The sequence below is a fragment of the Microbacterium sp. SYP-A9085 genome, assembly GCF_009649635.1.
Taxonomy (GTDB): Bacteria; Actinomycetota; Actinomycetes; order Actinomycetales; family Microbacteriaceae; genus Microbacterium.
The window spans coordinates 468,204-491,609 of record NZ_WJII01000001.1 but is presented as its reverse complement, the minus strand read 5'-3'; the positions used below and the strand labels follow the sequence as shown (position 1 = coordinate 491,609).

Here is a 23,406-nt window from a genome sequence, read left to right as displayed (position 1 = left end):
GGCGCGCCCGAGGAGCAGGATGCGACGTCCCAGCACCACGCAGAGATGGAGCCTCATCGGGCTCACTGTCTACCTCGTCGCCGTGCTCGCTTTACTCCTGCTGCCGGTCTCCTATGGCGCACTCATCACCGCCGTCTGGCGGTTGTTCACCGGGGATGCGGGTGCGCGCTTCGGTGCCGGCTGGATCGAGTTCGCCGCGAACATCATCCTGTTCGTGCCGATGGGGTTCCTGCTCACCCTGCTGTTCCGCCACCCCTGGTACGGGACATTCCTCGCCGTCGTGCTGTCGGCGGTCGCGGAGCTCGCTCAGATCCTGATCCCGAACCGGCAGGCGACGCTGCGCGATGTCATCTCGAACAGCATCGGCGCCGCCGTGGGCGCCCTCCTGGCCTGGCTCTTCGTGCTGCGGCGACGACGCCGGGATGACCGCCTCGGCCGATGATTACGGGCCGGCCTCCACCACCGCCGGTGACCACGCGTGCGGGATGAACAGCCTCGGCGCGCTCGCCCCGTCGGCCTTCAACTCCCAGACATCCGAGTCGCCCGGGGTGTGGTTCGGGAGGCCGTACAGCAGCGTGTCGTCGTCGAGCCACGCTATCTGGTCGTCGACGCTGCGCGACTCGACATCCAGCACCGTGACCTTCCCTGATGCCAGGTCGTACACCGCGGGCGTCCAGTGCACGGTGGGTCCGGCGCCGCCGGTCACGCGTTTGAACGCTATCCGGGTGCCGTCCGGCGAGAGCGACGGGCACTCCACCGTCTTCAGGACCGACCGCATCGTGCGGGTGTCCATGTCGCCCTTCACGAGGTAGGTGACCCCGGCCGTCGTCATCCCGACCGTCGCGTAGAACGTGTGGTCATCGACGAACGTGATGCCCCAGTAGTTGCGGTCGAACGGCGCGCTGGGCGTGCCGTCGATGAACAGTTTCCAATCTTCGAGGTTGCCGAAATTCGACCCGTCGGACGTCTTCCGGATCGCGGTCTCGGTCGAGAATCCGATCGTCGCGTACGCGTGCCCGGTGACGAACGCCGTCGTCGCCACGAGCGACCCGTCCGGCGAGAACCGGGTGCGGCTGGGCACGCCCGGCAGCGGCCACTGCAGCTGCTCGACGCCCGCGTCGTCGTAGAGCCGGGCGTTGTACGTGGGCGTGAGGCCGCGCTCCGAACGCAGGCACGACAGCAGCGTCGCGGTGGCTGCGACCCGGTCGCACGGGATGTCGGTGAGGGCGCGCGGCCCGCTCGGGTCGTCCCGCGGGACGCTCGCGACCAGGCCGTAGCCCTGACCGGCGGCCGTGTTGCGGAACAGGATCCGGTCGCCCTGGGCCCAGCCGGTGGACGTCGTCGTCTGCACCGCGGAGGGCACGTCCTGGCGCCCCCGGTACTGCCCCCACGCGTACAGGCCGGCCCCGGCGGTGCCGCCCAGCGCGAGGACGGACACCGCCGCGATGAGGACCCATTTCACCCGGGGAGTCACGTCGCCGTCTCCCGCCCGCGCGCGGACAGGTACGGGCGCAGCAGCAGCGCTATCAACGGGATCGCCACGACCAGCAGACCCGAGACGATGAACATCGACGCCTCACGGCCGATGGCGTACCAGAGGATGCCGAACCCCGCCGCCGACACGAACCGCGACAGCGCCACCACCGTCTGGGCGGCCGCAATCCCGGTCCCGTGCGTCTCGGGTGTCGTCAACTGCGCCGCCAGAGCCGCCAGGACGCCGTCGGTCGCCGCGTAGAAGGCCCCGAGGAACGCGAGGCACAGCAGCGTGGCGGCGACGTCGGCGATCGGCAGGGCCGCCACCACGTACGCCGCCAGCAATCCGGCGTGCCCGAATACGAAGACGCGGGCGCGGCCGACGCGATCCGCCAGGCGCCCCAGCGGGATCGCGAGCGCGAGGAACGCCACGTTCGTGCCGACGTACAGCAGCGGGAACCACTGCGCAGCGAAGTCGCTGCGCGCCTGCAGCACGAGGTACACGAAGCCGTCGCCGATCGTCAGCAGCCCGAGGATCCCCGCCGCCGCCAGCACCCGGCGCATCCCACCAGCGGTCACGACGCTCCAGTCGAACTTCGCCCGCGGCGCCTTCGCCCGCGGCGCCTTCGCCTGCGTGCCGCCGGCGCGCACGGATGCCGCCGGCGGCCTCGTGCGCACGTTCGGCACGAAAAGGCCGAGGATCGTCACGCCGATCACCGCGAACGCCAGCGACGCCACGAAGATGGTGCCGTAGCCGTTGGGGATCAGCAGCAGGATGAAGAACGCGATCAGCGGGCCGACCGCCGCGCCGATGTTGTCGAGCGTGCGATGCACGCCGAACGATACCCCCAGGTTGTCGGCGCGCGACGAGGCCGTGATCACGGCGTCCCGCGGCGCGGTGCGGATCCCCTTCCCGATCCGGTCGGCCGAGAACACAGCGATCAGCGCACCGAAGCCGGAGGTGAACAGCAGTCCCACGCGGGCCACGGCGGCCACCGCGTAGCCGACGAACGCCACCCACTTCGGCTGGCCCAGCCGGTCGGACGTGTAGCCGCCGGCGATCCGCACCAGCGCGCTCACGCCCTGGTACAGCCCGTCCAGGAACCCGTACGCGACTGTCGACATCCCGAGGTACGCGGTCACGTACAGCGGCAGCACCGCCGTGATCGACTCCGACGAGATGTCGGTGACCATCGACACTATGCCGAACGCCACCACCGTCGAGGACACGGCCCGCACCCCGCGGTGCGGGCGCGCGCCGACATCGAGGTCCGGGGGCTTCGGCTTGTTCGTGAAGGAGATGTACAACGGGCCTCACTTCGTCCGGAACACGCCGTAGAGCGTGTACCGGTTGCCCGTCCCCGACGCCCCGAACGCCAGCGTGACGGACTCGTGCGCGCCGGCGTAGACGAGGGTGCCGTCGCTGGTCAGGCCGCGCCGCAGGCCCAACGATGCCCACAGCGTCTCGTAGTGCCTCGTGATGGTGTCGCGCGACCCGCTGTACACCGCCACCAGGGTCACCTGCATTGTCGTGCCCTGCGTCGCGACCGAGCTGGACACCACCGGCGACGTGGCGGCCGGCCCCATCACGCGGCTCGGGAATCCCGTCACGAGCCCGCCGGTGCGCGCCGCGGATGTCGGCAGCGGCCCGGGCACCAGTGGCGGCGCCGGAGTCACCTTCGGCAGCCGGGCGTTCGGCGTGGCCGTCGGCGGCAGCACCTCCGACCCGGTGGTGGGCGTCGCCTGTGGCAGCGGCCCCCGGGTGGGAGGGCCGGGAGCGGTGGATGCCGCGCCCGGCGTCTGCGGCCCCGTTGCGGACCCGCCCGGCTGGCTCCCGCTCGGCGGCGTCGCCGCGACGGTGGCGGCTGCATCCGGCGCACTCCCCGCGCCGACAAGCGCCGACGCCACGATGGCCCCGGCGATCACCAGGACGGTGACCACGCCGATCACGATCTTCATCGCCGGCGTGAGCGTCGACGTCCTCTTCTGCTCAGTCATCGAGATCCGCTCCCCGTCGGCTCCCAGGCGTTCCCCATGCGGCGACGCCTCCCCGTGCCCTCGCCGCGTGCACACTGTATCGCTGTCACCCAGGGATCCGCGGCCACGATGTCAGCACAGGCCCCAGGGGTACATCCATGCCGATGAGGGGAGAGTGACCGCGGATCCGGTCTGGAATCGGTCGGCGGTGCCGACCGCCGTATCAATAGGCACCTTTCGGATCGACCATCACGCGGGCGGTTCGCCACATGATCATGAGGTCGGTCATCACTGACCAGTTCTCCACGTACCGCAGGTCCAGCCGCACGCTCTCGTCCCAGGAGAGGTCGCTGCGTCCGCTGACCTGCCACAGGCCGGTGATCCCGGGCTTGATGTACAGACGCCGGAAGACGGTCCCGCCGTACGCGGTCACTTCGCTCGGCAGCGGCGGACGCGGGCCGACCACGCTCATCTCGCCGACCAGCACGTTCCAGAACTGCGGCAGCTCGTCCAGTGAGAATTTGCGCAGCACCGCGCCGATCCTGGTGACCCGGGGGTCGCTCTTCAGCTTGAACAGGGGACCGGCGGCTTCGTTGGCATCCTGCAGCGCCGCCAGCTGTGCTTCGGCATCCACCTGCATCGTGCGGAACTTGAGGATCTTGAACTCGGTGCCGTCGCGGCCCACGCGGGTCTGCCGGAAGAACACCGGCCCGCGGTCGGCGAGCTTGATCAGCAGCGCTATCGGCAGGCCGATCAGTGTGATCGGGATGAGCGCGAGCACCGCGACGACGATGTCCATCGTGCGCTTGAGCAGGTGTCGACCGCCCTCGAACTCGGGGATGGCGACGTGGATCAGCGGCATTCCGTCCACCGGGCGCAGCGAGATCCGCGGCCCCGCGACGTCGGCGAGCCGGCTGGACAGGATGAGCTCGGCCGCCGCGCCCTCGAGCTCCCAGCTCAGGCGTTTGACGAAGTCCGGCTCCCCGTCCAACTGGCTCGCCACAACGACGGAGTCGGCCTCCAGTTCGCGCGCACGGGCCGCCACCGTTCCCGTCGTCCCCACAACGGGAACGATGCGGCCGTCGACCACGACGGGCTCGCGTGCGCCGTCTGCGGTCGCGGCGCCGACGATGGTGAACCCGTGATTGCTGTCCTGCAACAGCTGCCTGATCACGAACTCGACGTCGGTGCGCGTGCCGGTGACCAGCGTGCGCGAGGTGTAGTGGTCGCGTGCGCGCTGGCGGATGAGCCAGCGCCGCCACGTCCACCGCCCGATCAGGACGGCGAACAGTCCCAGCGGCAGGGCCGCGACCAACTGGAGCCGCACCCCCGGCCACTGGAAGATCACGTAGGTCATCGCGACGATGCCGAACGCCAGTCCGGTCGCGTGCGCGACCCGCTTGTACTCGGTGGCGCCGGACCCGAAGATGTTCGCCGACCGTGTGCCGAACAGCGCCAGCAGCACGATCCAGACGAACGCGGTCAGCATCGGCATGCGCACGATGGCCCAGAGGTCGCCGGCCGCGGGCGCGGCGGCAATCGCGCCCGCGGCGGCGAGGGATGTCGCGGCCAGCACGGTCACGACGTCGGAGACACGCAGGTAGCGCCGGTAGCGGCGCTCCCACAGGCGCCGCCGCTCCAGCGACGGCTGAAGCCGCGGCGCGGCCGCAGCCTCCCAGTTGCGGTCGAAGTCGATCGGTCGCGGAAGAACACGACCGATGCCGACCGTCGGCTGTGCAACAGCCGTCATCGAACCCACGCGCAGATGCGCCCGCGCAAAAGCGCGTCCCCAGTAGACATTCTCTCCCCAGCAGTAATGTCCGGCGACGTCGCCGTCGCCTGTTTCCCCAGTAGTCGCACCGGCGTCCCACCGCCGGTGCAGAGGCGTCCCACCGCCTCGATGGCAGTCACTCTACAGGCACACCGTCGGAAGCGGAAGTGTTTGCGACATACCCGATCCGAGACTTCTTGGCGGACTGTGCGTGTGCCGCCGCATCCGGTGCGCGCGGGCATGCGACGATGCCTCGATGAGAGCCCTGGACGTCGTCGCAGCGGTGATCGTCGACGGCGACCGCGTGCTCGTGTGCCGGCGCGGCCCCGGCACGGACGCCGGGAAATGGGAATTCCCGGGCGGCAAGGTCGAGTCGGGGGAGACGGCCGCGCAGGCGCTGCGCCGCGAGATCCGCGAGGAGCTCGGCGTCGACGTCCGCGTCGGCGAGGTGCTCCGGTCGGATGTCACGAAGGTGGCCGGTCGCGGCATCCGGCTCACCTGTCTGCGCGCGACCCTGACCGGCCCGCGGCCGGATGCCAGTACGGACCACGACCGGCTCGCGTGGGTGCGACCCGCGGAGCTCCCCGCTCTGGACTGGGCGGCGCCCGACCTGCCGATGGTGGCGCAGCTCGCCGCGGGCGAGCTGTAGCCCGCGGCGTCCTGGTCGCGGAAACAGGCAACGGGGCGAGAACAGGCGGAAATCTGCAGAATCAGCCTGTTCTCGCCCCATCGCCTGTTCTGGCCACGCCGTTTCGCGTCACGCCGCGTCGATTCGATAGGCTCCGATCGTGGCCCTCGCACTTGTGTTCGCTGCACTCATCGCCGTCCTCGCCGCCTTTCAGCTGGCGCTCGCCCTCGGCGCCCCATGGGGCCGGTTCGCCTGGGGCGGACAGCACCCGGGCGTCCTCCCGCGCCGGTACCGCATCGGCTCCGTGGTCTCCCTGCTCATCTATGCGGTCATGGCGCTGATAGCGCTCGATCGCAGCGGGGTGGTGGATGTCGTCCCGGCGGCGGTGTCCGCTGTGGCGATGTGGGTCGTGTTCGGCATGCTCGCGCTCGGCATCGTGATGAACGCGGCATCCCGTTCCCGGCCGGAGCGGTTCACGATGACTCCCGCAGCCCTCGTGCTCGCCGCGCTCGCGCTCGTCGTCGCGCTGGTGGGGCCGGTGCGCGCTTTCACCGGAATGGTCCTCGACACCGGCGACGGCCCCGTGTTCTGCACGATAGTGATGGACTCCTACCCGCCGCAGTGCGGCGACCCCCGGCCGGTCGCGGGATGGGACTGGGATGCCGTGGACCACAACCACTCGGGTGCGACGCGGTGGGGCGACTACCGGTTCTCCGGCGTCCTCGAGGGCGGCGTCGTCACTCTCGTCGGCGAGGTTGCCGCAACCTGAGCCGGTCTACCGGTTCGCGTCGACGAAGCGGGCGAGCAGGGGGCCGAGCACGTCCCAGCGCGAGCCGACGGCGTACACCGGCGTGAGGTGGTTCTGCCCGTCCAGCCGGTGCATCGGGGGATACGTGCCGTGCCGCGCGTGCCACGCCGCGACGAACAGCGCAGCCTGATCCTGGAACTCCCGGTCGTCGAACTCGCTCACCGTCAGCAGCAGCGGCAGCTCGGTCTGCAGCAGGCCCGGCAGCGTCGAGCAGGCGTCCCATGCGGCGGCGTCCCCGCCCCAGTACACGTGCGGCGTCTCGGCAGGCGCCGCGCGGGGGACGTCGTACAGGCAGGACACCAGGATCGCGCCGGCCAGGGCGCGGCCGTGCGGCCCGAACCCGCCGTGACCGACGACGTAGTCGGCGGCGTGCATGGCCCCGGCGGACTGGCCCGCGAGGAAGATCCGCGCGGGGTCCCCACCGTGGGCGGCGATCTCGTCCACCGTCCAGGTGATGGCGGCCGCGACATCCTCGGCCCCCGACGGATACGTGGACTCCGGTGCCAGCCGGTAGTTGATCACGACGGCCACCCAGCCCTGCTGCACGGCCCACGACCCCAGGTTCGCGAAATACGGCGTGTCGTCGGAGTCCTTCGCCCCGCGCACGAACCCGCCCCCGTGCACGTACACGAGCACCGGCCGCCCGCTGCCGCCGGCGGGGCGGTAGACGTCCAGCACATTCCGCGCGTGCGGGCCGTAGTGCACATCCATCACGACGTCGACGCCGTCGTAGATCGCCGGGTCGATGTCCGGCGCCGTGAGCGCGATCGTGCCCGCCACCATCTCGGGCACTATCGCGGTGCCGAGCGCCTGCAGCGCCCGGCGGCGCTGGGCAAGGGTGTCTGCCATCCGGTCCTCCGTCATCCACGTGTCCGCACCGACGATACGCGGACGGCCGGGCCGGTGCGGGATGTGCGGCAGACTGAGGGCGAGTAGCAAAGGAGCCGGCGCAGTGGTGGATCTCGAATTCGGTGTGTTCGATTGGGTGGATGTCGCGCGCGGCCGCAGCATCGCCGAGACCTATGACGACAGGATCGCGCTCGCACGCCGCGCCGATCACGGCGACTTCGAGCGATACCACATCGCCGAGCACCACGGCACGACACTCGGGCTGGCCGCCTCCCCCGGCCTCTTCGCGGCGGCCCTGGCGCGCGAGACGGAGCGCATCAGGCTGGCGCCGATGACGTTCGTGGTGCCGCTGTACGAGCCCCTGCGGCTGGCCGAGGAGATCGCGATGATCGACCAGCTCTCGCACGGCCGGCTCGAGCTCGGCATCGGGAAAGGCTCGTCGCCGGTCGAGGCGGGCATGTTCGGCCATTCGCCGGAGCAGATGCAGGAGCGGTACGACGCGTTCCTGCCGCGGATCCTGGCGGCGCTGCAGACCGGCGAATACCGCGACGACGGGCAGGTGCATCCGCTGACGATCCGGCCCGTGCAGCGGGAGTTCACGACGTGGTACCCGACATCCAATCCCGAATCGATCCAGCGCGCGGCGGTGAACGGGCAGAACACCATCTTCGGTTTCGCGTTCAAGTCGCCGCCGCTGCAGATCATCCGCGAGCGCCGCGACATCTATTTCGAGGCGCGCGCGGGCATGGCCTCGACGGGCAAGCACCCGCGGTTCGGCGTGCTGCGTCACGTCTTCGTCGCGCCGACCGAGGCCGAGGCGTGGGAGCAGGCCGAGGCGGCGTTCGTCGATCACTACGACAACTTCACGTGGCTGTGGCGGCAGCACGGCGTCGACCAGCCGCCGCTGCCCGACCTGCGCCGGCTCGTCGCCGACCACCTCTTCTTTGTGGGGTCGGTGGATGCCGTGATCGAGCAGGTCGCCCACGTGGTCGAGGCGACCGGCGTGAATTACGTCGCCTGCGCATTCAGCTGGGGATCGCTGCCGGTGGCCGACGCGCTGGCCTCGATCGACCTTTTCGACACGCAGGTGATCCCCGCGGTGCGGGCGCGGCTCGCAGGCTGAGCGGATGTCCGACGCGTCACTGGCCGAGATCGCCGCCGAGCTGTACACCGGTCCGGCGGAGGACTTCGTCGCGGCGCGGAACGCCCTCGCCGCCGAGGTCGCCGATCCCGCGCTGGCGGAGCAGATCCGCGCCCTGCGCAAGCCGTCGATCGCCGCGTGGATCGTGAACGTCTTCGCCCGCGAGCGGGCCGCAGACCTGGGCCAGGCGCTGCAGTTGGCCCAGGAGCTGCGGGAGGCTCAGGGGGAACTCGACGCCCCGGCTCTCGCGCAGCTCGGGCGCCAGCGCCGCGCGCTGACCAACCGGCTCGCCGACGACGCCGTGACGCTGGCCCACGCGCGCGGCGGACGCGCCACGCCGTCCACGGTGGAGGCCGTGCGGCAGACGATCGCCGCCGCCTTCTTCGATCCGGATGCGGCACTCGCCGTCGCGTCGGGCCGACTGATCCGCGAACTCGCGCCGTCAAGCGCGTTCCCGCTGGATGTGGACGCCGCGGTGGGCGGTGGGCATCTGACGGCGTCGCCGGCCGTGGCGCCGCCGGTCGACGAGGTGAACGCCCGACGGGAGCGCCGCAAGGCCGAGCGTGCCGTGCGCGACGCCGAACAGGAGCTCGTGCGCGCGCAGCGCACGCGCTCCGACGCCGACCGCGACGCCTCCGATGCCGCCCGGCGCATCGAGCGGCTGACCGGGCGGGCGGGTGAACTGGAGGCCGAGCTCGCGCGCACGCGCGGGCTGCTCAAGGCCGCGCGGGCCGACATCCCGGGCATCGAGGAGCGCACGGCGGCCGCCGGGGCCGCGGTCGCCGCCGCCGAGGAGGCTCTCGCCGCTGCACGCAGGCTGCTCGAGGCAGAGGGCTGACGCGACCTGACGCGAGGGGGCACGATCCGGAACGGGGGGGCGGGGCGCGGGGGAGGTCCCACCGGCCCCGCCCCTCCTATCAGGAGCCGGAGACGGGTTCGTATCCCGATCCGTTGTGCTTCAGGATCACGACACCGCTCATCGCCGGCAGATCGTCCTTCGTCGTGTCGATGTCGCCCCCGGGGAGAAGGAACGGCGCGGAGAAGTCCGATATGCTCCGCAGCGCCTCCATGAAGCTCGCCCGGGTGGGGTGCTCCATCGTCCGGAATGCCTCCTCCAGGACTGCGGCGCCGATCCAGCTCCACAGGCACTGGGGGAACGCCGGGATGCCGTCCTGCTTCGTGTACTTGTGCAGGGCGTCCAGGAACGCCTTTCCGTCCGGACTCTGCTGGACCGCCGGCGACGCGATCGATTGAGAGGACGCCGTCGTGTAGATGGCCGGGAAGTTGCCGATGGCTGCCGACGGCGTCAGCAACGCCGGGCTCGAGGAGGTCGAGGGCAGGAACAGGCTCGGCTTCCAGCCGACGGCCGCAGCCTGCTTCAGGGAGCCGATCACCAGTGGCGCGAGCGAGGACATGGCGTTGAGGAACACGTCCGCCTTCGTGGACGCAAGATCGGTGATCTGCGCGTTGATGTCGGTGGCGGTGGCCTCGAACCCGGCCTCCTTCACGATCTCGACGTTGGATGCGCCGGCGATCCCCTCCTTGAAGCCCTCGAGGTATCCCTTCCCGAAGTCATCGTTCTGGAACAGGACGGCCACGGAATGCCGCGTGCCGGAAGCGGCGAGCATCTCACCGAATGCCTTGCCTTCCTGCTGATACACGGGGATCAGCCCGAGTTGCCAGGGGCTCTGCGTGCGGTCGCTGAACAGCGGGTCCCCGGTCTGCACCAGAACCTGGGGGAACTCCTCCGCGGTCGCTGCCTCGCGCCAGGCCCGGTTCGTCGGCGTTCCGAGGCTGAGCGCCGCGCCGAAGACGCCGTCCGCGTTCATCTGCTGGAAGTTCCCGGCCGCCCGTTGCGGGTCGTAGCCGTCGTCGTAGGCCTTGATCTGGACGGTGCGGGTCTTCCCGTCGCCGAACTTAATGCCGCCGGCGGCGTTCTTCGCCCCGAAGTATGCGACTGCCCCGTCGACCGCGCAGGTTCCCACGCCCGCGGCGTTTCCCGACAGCGGCGAGGTGATGCCCAGGGTGAGGCTCGTGTCGGTGATGCCCGGTGACGCCTCCGTCCGGTTCTTCTCATCGGCCGGAGCCCCGCGGGAACACCCCGCGAGGACCACAGCGAATGCCGCGGTGGCGGCCAGAACCGCGATGCTGCGACGGGAACGACGATTGATCTGCATGGGACACGCCTCCTGCTCTGGGCAACCGAGCGTCAGCGTGAAGCAGCGCGCACGCTCGCCTTGCCGGGTTCCGAGTGTCGGGCCTGCTCCCTCGTTGGAGCCGACTGTGTCGACCACTCCGGCACCATCATGGGCGGGTCCGCATTCTGCGGTCAATCGAAACAAATCGATGTAGAAGCACGGTTGAACCGTGCTATAGGTGGTTGCATGTCGCACGCCTCGGAACCCGACGGCGAGTTCATCCCCGGAGAACTCACCTTCCGTCAGCTCACTCACTTCATCGCCGCCGCCGAGGAGGGCACGATCAGCGGCGCCGCGAGACGACTGCGGTTCTCCCCCTCGGCGATCTCGGCATCCATCACCGAGCTCGAACGGGCGTTGGGCACGGAACTGTGCATCCGGCGCAGGGCGCAGGGAGTGACGCTCACCTCAACCGGTCGCCTCGTCCTCGTCCGTGCGAAGAGACTCGTGGACGATGTCGCGGAGCTCAACTTCGCCGTCCGTGGGAACGGGAACGACCTGGTGGGCCCCCTCATCGTCGGCTGCTTCGTCACCCTCTCTCCGAGCCTGCTGCCCCGGCTCCTCGAGGAATTCCAGGACCGTCACCCTCGTGTCACGCTCGACTTCGTGGTCGGAGCCCAGGACGAGCTCCAAGAAGCCCTCGAGAACGGCACGATCGATGTGGCCCTGATGTATGACATGGGAGACACCGACAGGCTGGACAGCTTCCCGCTCTACGAGGCCCGAGGCTATGCGCTGTTCGGCGCTCATCATCCCCTCGCGCAGGCGGACTCGGTGACGCTGGAGGAACTCGCGGACGTGCCCCTGGTCCTGTTCGACCAGACACCGAGCACCCGGTACGCCATGACCATGTTCGAAGCACGCGGCCTGACCCCCAACATCCGGCACCGCACGCACGCGTTCGAACTGACGCGCTCCATCGTGGCCCGGTCCGATACCGCGTACGCCGTCCTCGTCCAGCGCCCGGAGAACAAGACCAGTTACGAAGGCCTGCCGATCGTCGAGAAGGACATCGTCCCGCCACCGCCGCCCGTGTCGGTCGTGTTCGCCTGGTGCAAGGACGTGGAACTCTCGCCACGCGCGAAGGCCCTCGCGGAACTCGTCCGGGAACAGTTCCCGCGGCCTGCTCGCTAATTACAACTGGGCCGTGCATATTCCTCGAAATGTTCACTTTGACCGAGGATTGGCCGCGTGCGCATCATGGCTGGGACAACCAATCCAGACGAATCCGTCGGCACTGTCGCCACGGAGAGGGAGCCATGATGGACACCCAGACACTCAGCACCGGGCACCGCGCCGCGCCGTCGCCCTCACTCACCGCCGAGGACCTTCTCGCTCGAGCGGAAGAGCTGGTCCCGCTGCTGCGGGAGCGGGCGGCCGAGGTCGACGCGGAGCGTCGGATCTCGGACGACACCTTCCGGCGTCTCGGCGACGCCGGGTTCTTCCACATCCTCAAGCCCAAGAAGTACGGCGGGCTCGAGCTCAGCGAGCATGAGCACGCCCGGGTCGCGATGACACTCGCACGCGGGTGCGCATCCACCGCATGGGTGTTCTCGATCCTCAGCTCCGACAACATGGCCATCGTCGCCTACCCGGAGGAGGTGCAGGACGAGATCTGGGGCCAGAACACCTATGCCACGCTCGCCGGCAACACGAACCTGAACCCCAAGGCCACCGTGAGGCAGGTACCCGGCGGCTACCGTCTGACGGGCAGCTGGGGCTTTTGCAGCGGCTCCGACTTCTCGGAATGGCTCATCTTCAACGCGCCGGTCGGCGAGGCCGGCGAAGGGCACATGTTCCTCGTGCCCCACGACGAGGCGGAGACGGTGGACGACTGGTTCCCCACCGGAATGCGGGGAACCGGCAGCCGCACGATGTCCGTCACCGATGTGTTCGTTCCTGAACACCGGGTCCAGGCCACCAAGGACACCGTGCGCAAGCTCAAGGAGCGGCGGTCGCTGCACCCCACGTTCAGCACCATGTACGCGACGTGGCCCTCGAACGGCCGGTTCCCCTTCGCCTCGTGCGCGGTGGGCGCCGCGTGGGGCGCCGCCGAGCACTTCGCGGCCTCCGTCGGAAGCAGCACACGGGTTGCGAACGCGCTGGGCGGCGCCGTCCGCCTCGCCGACCAGGACTACGTCGCAACGGAATTCGCACAAGCCCAAGGCGACATCGAGATGGCGCGCCTGCTCATCGAGAAGCGCAGCTTCGAGGCATCCGAACGGGCCCGGCAGCGCGTGGAGTCCACCGAGCAGAACGTAGCCAGGGAGCTGCGCGACAACGCGCTGGTCGCCCGGACCGCGCTGCGCGCCGTGCAGCAGATCTTCTCGCTCGTGGGCGCGCGCGCCGGCCGCGCGGAGCACCCCGTCTCGCTCGCCAAGCGCGACATCGAGATGGTGTCCCACCATGTCACGCTCAATTGGCGTCAGAACGCCATGCGGCACCTGGCATCGGTGTCCTCATGATCTCCGCGGACGACTTCAAGCAGGCATTCCGGCTGCATCCCAGCGGGGTCGCGCTGATCACCGCGGATCCCGGTGACCCGGTCGCGTTCACCGCCTCCTCGGTATCGGCGGTCAGCGCGGATCCTCCCCTCCTGATGTTCTCGGTGTCAGCGCTCAGCTCCAGCGCGCTGAGCCTGCGGCTGGCGGACACCGTCGTCGTCCACCTCCTGGCGGCTGACAACCTCGATCTTGCGATCCTCGGTGCGCACAGGGGAGCGGACCGCTTCGCGGACACCACGCGCTGGCGGCGGCTGCCCACCGGGGAACCTGTGTTCAACGACGTGCACACGTGGCTGCGAGCACGGATTCTGCACCGCATCGACGCGGGAGGGTCCACCGTGTTCGTCGGCACGGCGATCGAGTCGGCGTCGGGCAGTGGAGAACCGGACGATGGGCTCGTCTACCGCAACCGCACCTGGCACCGGCTCGCGCCGGACTCCGTCGTCCGGGTTCCCGAGCTCGCCGGATCCCAGAGCGCGTGACCTCCGATCAAGCGCGCCCCCCGACCCTGCGTCGGCGGGGCGCGTTTGGCTGCGCGGGACGACAGGGTCCGCAGCCGCGGCGTAAACAGGCGATGGAGCCGAAACAGGCGGTTTCAGCCGAGAATCGGCCTGTTCTCGCCGCATTGCCTGCCCTCGCGACCGGCGGTGCCGGCCGGAATGAAGAAACCCCCGCGTGTAGAAGCCACGCGAGGGTCTCCGTGGCTCCGACGGGCGTCGATCCCGTGACCTCACGATTTTCAGGCGAACTGCCGGTGTGGGCCCGCTATGGCGGAACACACTCCCGAGGACAAAGCGGCTCGGGCCGCGATTCTCGAACGCGGGTGCTCGAGCCCCGTCAAGACGGCGACCGGTGTGTGGGTGCGCTGTGGCTCGCGGATCAAGTCCAAGTGCAAGTCGTGCGGGGAGCTCTACCGGGGTGATTGGGCGGCGATTGCGCGTTCGGGCGTGTTCGATGGTCCGGTTGAGCGGTTCCGGTTCTACCTGCTGACGCTGACCGCGCCGTCATTCGGGCGGGTGCATCGGGTGCCGCGTGAGGGCGGCGGACGGCCGGATCGTTGCGGGTGCGGTGCGACACACACGGCCAGGGATGCCGCGCTGCGGGGAGTGCCGCTGGACCCCGCCACTTATGACTACGCGGGACAGGTGGCCTGGAACCGGGACGCGGGCGTGTTGTGGGATCGGACACGGCGGCGGCTGCGGGACCGGTGGGACTCGTTGGAGTACTTCATCGTGCGGGAGTGGCAGGACCGCGGTGTGCTGCACGTTCACGCGCTGGTGCGGGTCGCACGGCTGGAGGCGCCGAGTGCGGACGCGCTGCGGGTGGCGGCGCAGTCGGCGACGGCGGTGTCACGGATCAACGGCACGGTTGTGGAGTGGGGCGCGCAGGCGAAGTGTGACGCGTTCCGGGCGGACGGCGACGGTGCCAAGACGATCTGGTACTTGTCCAAGGCGCTGAACTACGTGCTCAAGGACGTGGCCACGGGCGCGGGCGAGGTCCCCTTGGCGGTGTGGCGGCATCAGGTGGCGCTCGGTGATGCGGCACGGCGGATGCGGTGCGGGCGTGACTGCGTGCCGCAGAGCTGCTCGAGCCTGGTGCATCAACGGTACGGGTCCCGGTCGCAGGTGGTGTCCGCATCGCGGCGCACGAAGCACCGCACGGGTTGGTCGTTCACGGGGTTGACGCGGACGGTGCAGCGGCGACTGCGGCGCGTTTGGTGGGAGTCGCGGGCGCGGGACGAGGCGGGCGCCGGTGCGCCGGCGGTCGTGCCGGCGCCGCTTGAGGATCTTGCGGCGCGGTCGCGTCGTGAGTTGGTTGCGCGCGGCTGGGCCGCGCCATGACGCGGGAGGCGTGCTGATGGAGTTCTACATTCGCGACGGGGAAGACGCGGAGTTGCTGCCGGATTGGGATATCTACGCGTGCGACGCGTTCGGGCGTCCCACACACCTGATCGGCGGGGTGATCGGGATCGCGAGGACGCACGAGGACGCGCTAGCGGTGTTCGTGTCGATGAACCCGGAGTACCGGGGGGAGTACGTGCACGTGCGCCGGTCGACAATCGTGCCGCCGTGGCCGACAGTCGGGGGTGTGTGAGCGGGGCCGGGGCGGGGCGCAGCGTAGTGCCGCGTGCGGCACGCGCGCGCCCGCACCGCCCCGCCCCGCACCACGCCTGAAGGAAAGGAACCACGATGCCGAGGGCAACCGGAGCGCGGAGCGCGCAGGGCGGCAGCAAGACTACTGCTTAGACAGAGCCTCGACGAAGGGCTCGCTCCACTCTTTGGCGGCTGCGGAGCCGTAATGATCTCGCACCCAGACGTCCGTCGCTGCTTCCCAGACTTTTGATGGACGCATCGTTCCGCCAATCTTTCGGGCGATCTCTCCGGCCCATGCATGGTGGTTGGGGATGTGCAGGGCGGCATCCTTGGCGTCCAGAAGGGCGCCCGCCTGCACACCCAGCCGTTCGGCAACTATCTCCCACTCACGGTCTGTAAGGCTCTCGTAGACGACACGTTCAGGTCGTTCCAAACCCGGAAGGAGGTGATAGTCCGTTCCGGCTGCCTGCTCGCCGTCCACAACGCAGATGGTGGCGCGCGGGAGCTTTCTTTCCGTAGCGACTTTCCCTAGCGTCATTACCGTGCTGGCTGGGCCTACAGGGGTGATGCGGACGCGATCGAGTACCTCGGGCGCTCCGGCGGCCAGTATGCGCTCAATGAAGTACTCTGCCTCCTCGTCTTCACAGTAAATGTCGAGTTCGTCGTGTCGCTCGTCGTCCATTAGGTTCAGCGCGAAGTCCGCACTTACGCCATACAGGACGTGTCGCATGGCCTCGCGGTCGACGGAGATGAACACCCGCCCGACGTCCGGGAGTTGCTCCAAGATGAAAGGTGAGTGGGTGGACATGATGATCTGCAACTTCTTATCGTGCGCGAGTCGCAGTAGCTCAGTCATCAATCCCCGTTGCGCCTGCGGGTGTAGCGAAGCCTCGACTTCGTCGATGATTACGAGGGAATGGTTCGGGGCGTCGCTTAGAAGGGCGATGAGGTCTAGGGCGGAGTCTTCCCCCGCGCCCTGGTGGAAGTTCGAGTAGCTAACTCCTCCTTGACTTAGCACACCGATCTGCTTCGCCTCGCTGCGGTCGATATGTGCGGTGTCGTAAGTGCGACCAAGCGTCCGGCTAAGTTGGCCCACCTGGACGGCAGTGAGAGTATCCGTGGTACCGCGACTGATGACTTCCTGAGCGGTTCGTCCATAGCCGATCTGGGTATTCGCGGGCTGAATGCGCGAGACATCAAGGAAGTAGGACGGGCGCTCCCTGCGTTCCTGTCCGCCACGCCACCTTTCAGTCGGCTTTCGCACTGTGATCGTCTCTGCGCGGTCCCCGAGCTGGAGCGTGTAGGTAAGGACGACGCGGCGTACTTTCTCCCAGGGGGTGTTTGGGAAGAAGTCGTCAGGAGAATATGTGGATGCCCGGCCACCCGTCGGTGCGCGATACGCCGCGGCAGCGGCCTTGAGAATGGTGCTCTTCCCAGCTCCATTGACACCGGCGATGGCGACTACCGGATAGCGGAAGTCGACGGTTTCGCCTCGCCAGCCACGGAGACCCTGGATGTTTATGGCCTGCAGAAACTGAGGCCAACCGTTGGGTTGATGGCGGGCGGCGTTCCATGCGCTGGTGAGCTTGGATGCGGTAGGAGCTGGCATGTGGTCTTTCTTGATCCTGTGTAGAAGATTTCGGGAGACGATCTCTCCCGCAGGCGGCGGGCAACCGACAGTGTCAGAAGCGTGCCGTAGGGTGTAGTCCCGTAGGTCGCGACTAGGGGGTCTCTCGATGGCTGACTTTCGATCTGAGCGTATGCCCTCGCCCGAAGGGGAGGGCCGCGCCAAGTCTGCGCTCGAGTCGGCTTACGAGACGTACTACAAGGTCAACAAGGCGGCGAACAAGCGTCTGTTCGGGGCGTTCCCAGAGCTACGTCAGATGTTGCGCGGCTACGTGGGTGCTCGCGTGCTCGACCTGATCGGCTTCTGGCTGATGTGGCACCTGTGCGGAGGGTTCGAGAACACACAGAAGGCCCTCGGGATCTCCAAATCGCAGATGTATCGACGGATTGCCCAGTTCCGTGAGGCATTCGGGGAGCATCCGGACGTGTACGAGTTTGAAGGGATCGACCTCGACCCTGCGAAGTTCGCGGCAGGGTTTGCGGCGCGTCATCCTCCGCGCAAAGAAGATTAGTCGCATATATTGCGTCTAGGAGGATAAGCAGCTAGTCTCACAATATGCGACTAGCTGATTCCTCGACTGCACCACCTACGGTCGGTGCTCTCTGGGCTCGCTATCGGCCTGTCGTGTTCTCGAAGATCGCGCCTGGCACTCAACGGGCGTACACGTACGCATGGCGGCGTCGGGTTGAGCCGTGGTTCGCGGATCGGACGATTTCCGCGATCACCACTCTGGATGTCGAGGAAGCATTCGCGAACTGGACTGGAGCGGAATCCACCCGGGCGGACGCGCTCGGCGTGCTGTCAGCGCTGTGCCGCGTCGCAGTGAAGGGCGGCTATATCGCGTCAAATCCGTGCATCGGCGTTGACCGGCGTCGGCAGCAAGCGTCCGATGTGGCGGCTCGGGCCCTCACTCGCGATGAGTTCCGCCGTCTGCTCGAGGTGCTTCCTGCTTCGGGACCATACCGGCGCTTCGTACTGGCGATGGCGTACACGGGCTGTCGTCTGGGGGAAGTCGCGGGACTCCGGCTCTCGGACGTGAACTGGGAAGAGCGCACCCTGAGCGTCGTTCGTACTGTGTCGCCCGGCCTCACTGGACAAGTCGTCGTAGGGCCTACCAAAGGTCGCAGGACGCGCACAGTTCCCGTCGTGGATCAGTTCGTCCCAATCCTGCGCGAAGCGGAAGCGGATAAGGGCATCCACGACTATCTCTTCACGGGGCCGCGCGGCGGCTTCATCAGCTCGAAGAATCTGAGCCGTGCGCTCGACTGGCATCGGAAGCGCGACGTGGTCAAGTCGTTTGCCCCCGGTGAGCGTGCATTGCACTGGCATGACCTGCGCCATACGGCGGCGGTGTTCTTCTTCGATGCGGGGCTCCCGGCGCCAGACGTTCAGGCGCTACTGGGGCACTCGTCGCTCATGGTGACGCAGCTCTACGCCGACACGCGGCGACTCGCTGCGCGAAGAAGCGTTGAGCCGTTGTCGGCGTTCTTCGACGCCCAATCAAGAGGTCAACTCGAAGGGGGTGAAGCGCCCGCGATGACCGGCACGACTTCGCCTTCGTAGAGGACTGATGGAGCCCACGATCCCTGTGTTTGCAAGGGAAATGAAGAAACCCCCGCGTGTAGAAGCCACGCGAGGGTCTCAGTGGCTCCGACGGGCGTCGATCCCGTGACCTCACGATTTTCAGTCGTGCGCTCTACCAACTGAGCTACAGAGCCGCGCGGCATCCGATGGACCTCTGCCGCGTCCTACACGAAGGGCCCTCCGGAAAGGGCCCGTCGCTTGGAGCGACCCTGACGGGACTTGAACCCGCGACCTCCGCCGTGACAGGGCGGCACGCTAACCAACTGCGCTACAGGGCCAGAACTGTGAAATTGTATCGGAAAGTGTGACCCCAACGGGATTCGAACCCGTGCTACCGCCGTGAAAGGGCGGCGTCCTAGGCCGCTAAACGATGGGGCCGGGTGCAGGCTGCCCTTGCGGGCACACGCTTGCCGACGCTCAAGCATAAGAGATTCTCCGGGGATTCGCGAATCCACCCGGAGCCCGTTCGGGCGACCCGCGAGCGGGGTGCTGGATGACACGGGCCTGCCGGCGGACGATAGAGAAAGGCACGCGGAATCGCCGAAAATCGTTGCATCTGTGACTGATGTTGTTAGTGTGGAGCGAGTTGTGTCTAGATCATGAGGAGGCACGGTGATCGACGAGCGAACCGTCGAGGCCGAGGAGTGCGACTGCGCACCCTCCGCGCGTGAGAAGCGCGCTCTCTGGCCGAACGCCGTCAGCCGTCGCGGCGCTATCGCCCTCGGCATCCTCGGCGTCGCCGCCGCGGGTGTCGCGGTGGCCCCCACGATGCCCGCCGCATACGCCGCCGACTACCCTTCGTGGGGCGACGTGCAGCGCGCGAAGTCGAACGAAACCGCCAAGAAGGGCGAGATCCGCAAGATCGAAGGGCTCATCCAGGGCCTGAAGAACGCCGCGGCCAGCGCCCAGCAGCTCGCCGAGCAGCGCGGCAGCGACTACTTCGCGGCGCAGGAGAAGTACCTCGACGCCGCGCGCCGCGCCGACGACCTGCAGGCGCAGGCCGACGATCAGGCCGCGGTGGCCAAGGATGCCGCGAACAAGGCCGGTCGCGTCGCCGCCCAGCTCTACCGCAACGGCGGGGACAACACCTCGCTGCAGCTGTTCCTCGCCGGATCGGCCGCCGGCGCCGACGACCTGCTCGCACGCCTGGGCACGATGGACAAGCTCCTCGAGTCCAACCGCGCCGTGTACGCCGAGGCGGTCGCCGCGCGCGACTCCGCGCAGAGCCTGAGCGACAACGCCAAGAAGAAGCGCGAGGAGCGCGACAAGCTGCAGAAGATCGCCGAGCAGAAGATGGTCGCCGCGCAGCAGGCCGCCGACGCCGCCCAGGCCGCTCTCGACAACCAGAACGCGCACCTCGACCAGCTCGAGGGCCAGCTCGCCGCGCTTCGCGATACCACCGCGAAGACCGTCGCCGGTTACAAGGCCGGCGTAGAGGCGCGGCGCAAGGCCGAAGAGGAGCGCAAGCGCCGCGAGCAGGAGGCCGCACGCAAGGCCGCCGAGGCCGCGAGGAAGGCCGCCGAGGAGGCGGCCAAGAACGGCGGGTCACCGTCCGGCGGCGGCGGGAGCCCCGTCGGCTCCGGCTGGTGCCGCCCCAACGGCGGCTGGCACAGCTCGGGATACGGGCCGCGCACCGTGCAGTGCGGCAACAGCTACTGCTCCAGCGGATTCCACGAGGGCGTCGACCTCGCCGACGGCTGCGGCACCAACATCTACGCGGCGCACTCGGGCACCGTGGTCTACGCCGGATACAACGGCGGCTACGGCAACTACGTCCGCATCGACCACGGCGGTGGCATCGGCACCGGCTACGGCCACATCCGCGACGGCGGCATCCACGTCCGCTACGGCCAGCAGGTCACGGTGGGGCAGGTGATAGCGAGCGAGGGCAACACCGGAAACTCGTTCGGCTGCCACCTGCACTTCGAGGTCTACGTGAACGGCCGCACCGTCAACCCGGTGCCGTTCATGGCCGCCCGCGGCATCTCGGTGTAGTCGCGCGTCAGTGCGTGAAGCGCTCGGCGGCCTCGGCGACCAGTCGCTCGGCCTCGGCCGCGCCCGCCCACTCGTCCACCTTGACCCACTTGCCCTCTTCGAGGTCCTTGTAGTGCTCGAAGAAGTGCGCTATCTCGTTCTTCGTGTGCTCCGGGATGTCGCCCACGTCCTGGATATGCGCCCAGCGCGGGTCCTTCGCCACCACCGCGACGACCTTGTCGTCGCCGCCGGCCTCGTCGCTCATCTTCAGCACCGCCACCGGTCGCACGGTCACGTGCACGCCGGGGAACAGGGTCGCGTCCAGCAGCAGCAGCACGTCCAGCGGGTCGCCGTCCTCGCCGAGCGTCTTGTCGAAGAAGCCGTAGTCCGCGGGGTAGCCGAACACCGTGTAGAGGATGCGATCGAGGTGGACGTTCCCGGTCTCGTGGTCGACTTCGTACTTCACCCGGCTGCCGCGCGGGATCTCGATGACGGCGTCGTACGCGCCCATGCTTGTGCTCCTTCGATGGCGGGAATTCCGTGACAAGCCTAGTGGCGGGTCGTAGCGTGTGATCGTGGAGCACCGCCCCGGACTCGACCCTGCCGTCGCGCAGACCCGCCTCGCGGTGCGCGAGGCGCTCGCCGACATCCGCCCCGGCGCCGTCGTCGTGGCTCTGTCCGGCGGCGCCGACTCGCTGGCCCTCGCCGCCGCCACGGCGTTCGAAGCTCCCAAGCGCGGGATGACGCTGATCACCGCCACCATCGACCATGGCCTGCAGGCCGGATCCGCCGAGGTCGCCGAGGCCGCCGCCCGCCAGGCCGAGGAGCTGGGCATGGACGCGCGCATCGAGCGCGTCGACGTCTCCGGGCCCGGCGGCCCGGAGGCCGCCGCCCGCGACGCCCGCTACCGCGCCCTCGCCCGCATCGCCGCGGACGCGGACGCCGCGGCCGTGCTCGTCGGCCACACCCGCGACGACCAGGCCGAGACGGTGCTGCTGGGTCTCGCCCGCGGATCGGGCGCGGCCAGCCTGCAGGGCATGGCGCGGGCATCCGAGCTCGGCGGCATCCCGCTGCTGCGCCCGTTCCTCGACGTGCCGCGCTCCGCGACGCGGGCCGCCTGCGCGGCGCAGGGACTCGAGCCCTGGCACGATCCGCAGAACGACGACCCCGCGTACGCCCGGGTCCGCGTGCGGACCACGGTGCTGCCGGTCCTCGAGGCGGAGCTCGGCCCCGGCGTCGCGCTGGCCCTCGCCCGCACCGCGGAGCAGCTGCGGGAGGATGCCGCGGCCTTCGCCGCGATGATTGAGGAGACGATCGAGGACATCGTCGAGCACGCCGAGGCCGGCATCGCCGTCTCGGTCGCCGCGCTCGCCGCGAACCCCGCGGCGCTGCGCCACCGGATCATCCGGCACGTGGTGGCCAGCGAGTTCGGGCAGAGCCTGACCCGCACGCAGACCGTCGAGGTGGGGCGCCTGGTCACCGACTGGGCCGGGCAGGGCCCCATCGACCTGCCCGGGTGCAGTGCGCGCCGCGTCGACGGCCGGATCGTCTTCGCCGCGGGGCCGGGCGTGCGGCCCACGTAGACTCGAGGCATGCGCGCGGCGGACATCTCCGATCAGATCACCGAAGTCCTCGTCACCGAGGAGCAGATCCGAGCCAAGCTCGACGAGATCGCCGCCCGGGTCGCGGCGGACTACGCGGGCCGCGACCTGCTGCTGGTGGGCGTGCTCAAGGGTGCCGTCATGGTGATGGCGGACTTCGCCCGCGCGCTGCCGGATGTCGTGCCGATGGACTGGATGGCCGTCTCGTCCTACGGCAGCGGCACCAAGTCCAGCGGCGTCGTGCAGATCCGCAAGGACCTGGACACCGACATCCACGACAAGCATGTCCTGATCGTCGAGGACATCATCGACTCCGGCCTGACCCTGAGCTGGCTGCTGGAGAACTTCGCCTCCCGCGGCGCGGCATCCGTCGAGGTGTTCGCGCTGCTGCGCAAGCCCGAGGCCGCGAAGGTCCGCGTGGACTGCAAGTACGTCGGCTTCGACATCCCGAACGAGTTCGTCATCGGGTACGGCCTGGACTACGCCGAGCAGTACCGCAACGTGCGGGATGTCGCGATCCTCGCCCCGCACGTCTACAGCTGAGCCCTCCCGAACTCCGACGGCGGCATCCGATCACCGGATGCCGCCGTCGTCGTGCTTGACGTGGACCGCCGAGGCGAGTACATCTATACGCAGAGATCTTATTTATAGATGGGTCTCGTCATCGACCAAGGAGGAGACATGGCAACAGCCACCGGATCGGGAACGTCACAGCTGACGTTCGGGCAGCGGCTGCGCACAGACCCCGCATTCACGGCGTTCTGGATTCTGCGGGCAGGGTTCATCATCCTGCCCCTGCTCATGGGCATCGACAAGTTCACGAACCTGATGGTCGACTGGCCGAGCTACCTCGCCCCGTGGATCGCGAACATCTCGCCCCTGGGCGCGCAGGGCACCATGTACCTCGTCGGCGTGATCGAGATCATCGCCGCTATCGGCATCGCCGTGCGTCCGCGCTGGTCGGCGTACGTCGTGGCGGCCTGGCTGCTCGGCATCATCGTCAACCTGGTGACGGCCGGCAACGGCGGCTGGGACATCGCGCTGCGCGATGTCGGGCTGCTCGTCGCCGCGCTGGCCCTGGCCGCGCTGTCGGCCCGGTACGACCGCCCGCGCGAGGACTGAACGACCCGGGATGCCGTCCGGCCTGCGGTCCGGGCGGCATCCGCATATCCAGTACG

Annotated in this window: 24 protein-coding genes and 3 tRNA genes; 16 read left to right on the top strand and 11 right to left on the bottom strand. The window is 68.9% G+C overall.

From position 1 onward, the window contains the following. Positions 1-19: 19 nt before the first annotated feature. Positions 20-442 (top strand): VanZ family protein, encoded by a 423-nt coding sequence (locus GH740_RS02405; protein WP_172978260.1) that lies wholly within the window; start codon positions 20-22, stop codon positions 440-442. Here the strand turns inward: GH740_RS02405 and GH740_RS02400 are convergent, their stop codons facing one another. The 4 genes from GH740_RS02400 to GH740_RS02385 form a co-directional block, all read right to left on the bottom strand. Continuing rightward, positions 443-1,462 (bottom strand): hypothetical protein, encoded by a 1,020-nt coding sequence (locus GH740_RS02400; protein WP_216644888.1) that lies wholly within the window; start codon positions 1,460-1,462, stop codon positions 443-445. Positions 1,463-1,470: 8 nt separating this feature from the next. Then, positions 1,471-2,781 carry an MFS transporter gene (locus tag GH740_RS02395; protein ID WP_367640368.1) on the bottom strand — a complete coding sequence of 437 codons (1,311 nt, stop codon included), beginning with the start codon at positions 2,779-2,781 and terminating at the stop codon, positions 1,471-1,473. A 6-nt stretch (positions 2,782-2,787) separates the two neighbouring features. Next, positions 2,788-3,471: a hypothetical protein gene (locus GH740_RS02390; RefSeq protein ID WP_153744467.1), complete on the bottom strand. Its 684-nt coding sequence runs from the start codon at positions 3,469-3,471 to the stop codon at positions 2,788-2,790. A 202-nt stretch (positions 3,472-3,673) separates the two neighbouring features. Further along, positions 3,674-5,200 carry a sugar transferase gene (locus GH740_RS02385; protein ID WP_153744466.1) on the bottom strand — a complete coding sequence of 509 codons (1,527 nt, stop codon included), beginning with the start codon at positions 5,198-5,200 and terminating at the stop codon, positions 3,674-3,676. A gap of 277 nt (positions 5,201-5,477) precedes the next feature. Here GH740_RS02385 and GH740_RS02380 point away from each other — a divergent pair, with 277 nt between their 5' ends. Together GH740_RS02380 and GH740_RS14270 are read left to right on the top strand one after the other, a co-directional pair. After that, positions 5,478-5,870: a (deoxy)nucleoside triphosphate pyrophosphohydrolase gene (locus GH740_RS02380; protein ID WP_153744465.1), complete on the top strand. Its 393-nt coding sequence runs from the start codon at positions 5,478-5,480 to the stop codon at positions 5,868-5,870. Between the two features lie 139 nt (positions 5,871-6,009). Beyond that, positions 6,010-6,618, top strand: a complete 609-nt coding sequence (locus tag GH740_RS14270) for a hypothetical protein (protein WP_367640365.1) — start codon at positions 6,010-6,012, stop codon at positions 6,616-6,618. Positions 6,619-6,624: 6 nt separating this feature from the next. On the opposite strand, the gene GH740_RS02370 is transcribed toward GH740_RS14270, so the two are convergent. Beyond that, entirely contained in the window at positions 6,625-7,506 is an 882-nt protein-coding gene (locus GH740_RS02370; protein WP_172978259.1) for an alpha/beta hydrolase, read from the bottom strand. A 103-nt stretch (positions 7,507-7,609) separates the two neighbouring features. Here GH740_RS02370 and GH740_RS02365 point away from each other — a divergent pair, with 103 nt between their 5' ends. After that, positions 7,610-8,629 (top strand): LLM class flavin-dependent oxidoreductase, encoded by a 1,020-nt coding sequence (locus GH740_RS02365; RefSeq protein WP_172978258.1) that lies wholly within the window; start codon positions 7,610-7,612, stop codon positions 8,627-8,629. 4 nt (positions 8,630-8,633) lie between these two features. Then, positions 8,634-9,485, top strand: a complete 852-nt coding sequence (locus GH740_RS02360; RefSeq protein ID WP_153744462.1) for a transposase — start codon at positions 8,634-8,636, stop codon at positions 9,483-9,485. A 79-nt stretch (positions 9,486-9,564) separates the two neighbouring features. On the opposite strand, the gene GH740_RS02355 is transcribed toward GH740_RS02360, so the two are convergent. After that, the gene (locus tag GH740_RS02355) at positions 9,565-10,824 is read right to left on the bottom strand and encodes an ABC transporter substrate-binding protein (RefSeq protein WP_153744461.1); all 1,260 of its coding nucleotides are present in this window, start codon (positions 10,822-10,824) and stop codon (positions 9,565-9,567) included. Positions 10,825-11,031: 207 nt separating this feature from the next. Here GH740_RS02355 and GH740_RS02350 point away from each other — a divergent pair, with 207 nt between their 5' ends. The 5 genes from GH740_RS02350 (at position 11,032) to GH740_RS02330 (ending at position 15,443) form a co-directional block, all read left to right on the top strand. Continuing rightward, positions 11,032-11,979 (top strand): LysR family transcriptional regulator, encoded by a 948-nt coding sequence (locus tag GH740_RS02350; protein WP_172978257.1) that lies wholly within the window; start codon positions 11,032-11,034, stop codon positions 11,977-11,979. 128 nt (positions 11,980-12,107) lie between these two features. Beyond that, positions 12,108-13,310, top strand: coding sequence for an acyl-CoA dehydrogenase family protein (locus tag GH740_RS02345; protein ID WP_172978256.1), 1,203 nt, complete (start codon positions 12,108-12,110; stop codon positions 13,308-13,310). Continuing rightward, positions 13,307-13,831, top strand: a complete 525-nt coding sequence (locus GH740_RS02340) for a flavin reductase family protein (protein ID WP_153744458.1) — start codon at positions 13,307-13,309, stop codon at positions 13,829-13,831. Before GH740_RS02345 ends, GH740_RS02340 begins: the two co-directional genes overlap by 4 nt. 285 nt (positions 13,832-14,116) lie before the next feature. After that, a complete protein-coding gene (locus GH740_RS02335) occupies positions 14,117-15,190 on the top strand; it encodes a replication initiator (protein WP_367640361.1) in 1,074 nt (357 codons plus the stop codon). Between the two features lie 16 nt (positions 15,191-15,206). Then, the gene (locus GH740_RS02330; RefSeq protein WP_153744456.1) at positions 15,207-15,443 is read left to right on the top strand and encodes a hypothetical protein; all 237 of its coding nucleotides are present in this window, start codon (positions 15,207-15,209) and stop codon (positions 15,441-15,443) included. A gap of 141 nt (positions 15,444-15,584) precedes the next feature. Here the strand turns inward: GH740_RS02330 and GH740_RS02325 are convergent, their stop codons facing one another. Next, complete coding sequence (locus GH740_RS02325) at positions 15,585-17,051, bottom strand: ATP-dependent endonuclease (RefSeq protein WP_153744455.1); 1,467 nt, start codon at positions 17,049-17,051, stop codon at positions 15,585-15,587. Positions 17,052-17,178: 127 nt separating this feature from the next. Here GH740_RS02325 and GH740_RS02320 point away from each other — a divergent pair, with 127 nt between their 5' ends. Together GH740_RS02320 and GH740_RS02315 are read left to right on the top strand one after the other, a co-directional pair. Then, positions 17,179-17,580 (top strand): hypothetical protein, encoded by a 402-nt coding sequence (locus GH740_RS02320; RefSeq protein ID WP_153744454.1) that lies wholly within the window; start codon positions 17,179-17,181, stop codon positions 17,578-17,580. A 113-nt stretch (positions 17,581-17,693) separates the two neighbouring features. After that, entirely contained in the window at positions 17,694-18,632 is a 939-nt protein-coding gene (locus GH740_RS02315) for a site-specific integrase (RefSeq protein WP_172978255.1), read from the top strand. Positions 18,633-18,714: 82 nt separating this feature from the next. Here GH740_RS02315 and GH740_RS02310 read toward each other — a convergent pair. From GH740_RS02310 to GH740_RS02300, 3 genes are all read right to left on the bottom strand, one after another. After that, positions 18,715-18,787: transfer RNA gene (locus GH740_RS02310), tRNA-Phe, on the bottom strand. Between the two features lie 70 nt (positions 18,788-18,857). Next, positions 18,858-18,931, bottom strand: a tRNA-Asp gene (locus tag GH740_RS02305). Positions 18,932-18,958: 27 nt separating this feature from the next. Continuing rightward, positions 18,959-19,031: transfer RNA gene (locus GH740_RS02300), tRNA-Glu, on the bottom strand. A 234-nt stretch (positions 19,032-19,265) separates the two neighbouring features. Here GH740_RS02300 and GH740_RS02295 point away from each other — a divergent pair. Then, positions 19,266-20,648, top strand: a complete 1,383-nt coding sequence (locus tag GH740_RS02295; protein WP_367640358.1) for a M23 family metallopeptidase — start codon at positions 19,266-19,268, stop codon at positions 20,646-20,648. 7 nt (positions 20,649-20,655) lie between these two features. Here the strand turns inward: GH740_RS02295 and GH740_RS02290 are convergent, their stop codons facing one another. Continuing rightward, positions 20,656-21,138 (bottom strand): inorganic diphosphatase, encoded by a 483-nt coding sequence (locus tag GH740_RS02290; RefSeq protein WP_153744452.1) that lies wholly within the window; start codon positions 21,136-21,138, stop codon positions 20,656-20,658. 61 nt (positions 21,139-21,199) lie between these two features. On the opposite strand from GH740_RS02290, the gene tilS reads away from it, so the two are divergent. The 3 genes from tilS to GH740_RS02275 all read left to right on the top strand — a co-directional run bounded on the left by tilS (position 21,200) and on the right by GH740_RS02275 (position 23,350). Further along, on the top strand, positions 21,200-22,210 hold the full coding sequence (tilS, locus tag GH740_RS02285) for a tRNA lysidine(34) synthetase TilS (RefSeq protein ID WP_367640681.1): 1,011 nt from the start codon (positions 21,200-21,202) through the stop codon (positions 22,208-22,210). A gap of 9 nt (positions 22,211-22,219) precedes the next feature. Then, a complete protein-coding gene (hpt, locus tag GH740_RS02280) occupies positions 22,220-22,771 on the top strand; it encodes a hypoxanthine phosphoribosyltransferase (RefSeq protein WP_153744451.1) in 552 nt (183 codons plus the stop codon). A gap of 138 nt (positions 22,772-22,909) precedes the next feature. Then, positions 22,910-23,350 (top strand): hypothetical protein, encoded by a 441-nt coding sequence (locus tag GH740_RS02275; RefSeq protein ID WP_153744450.1) that lies wholly within the window; start codon positions 22,910-22,912, stop codon positions 23,348-23,350. Positions 23,351-23,406 lie beyond the last annotated feature (56 nt).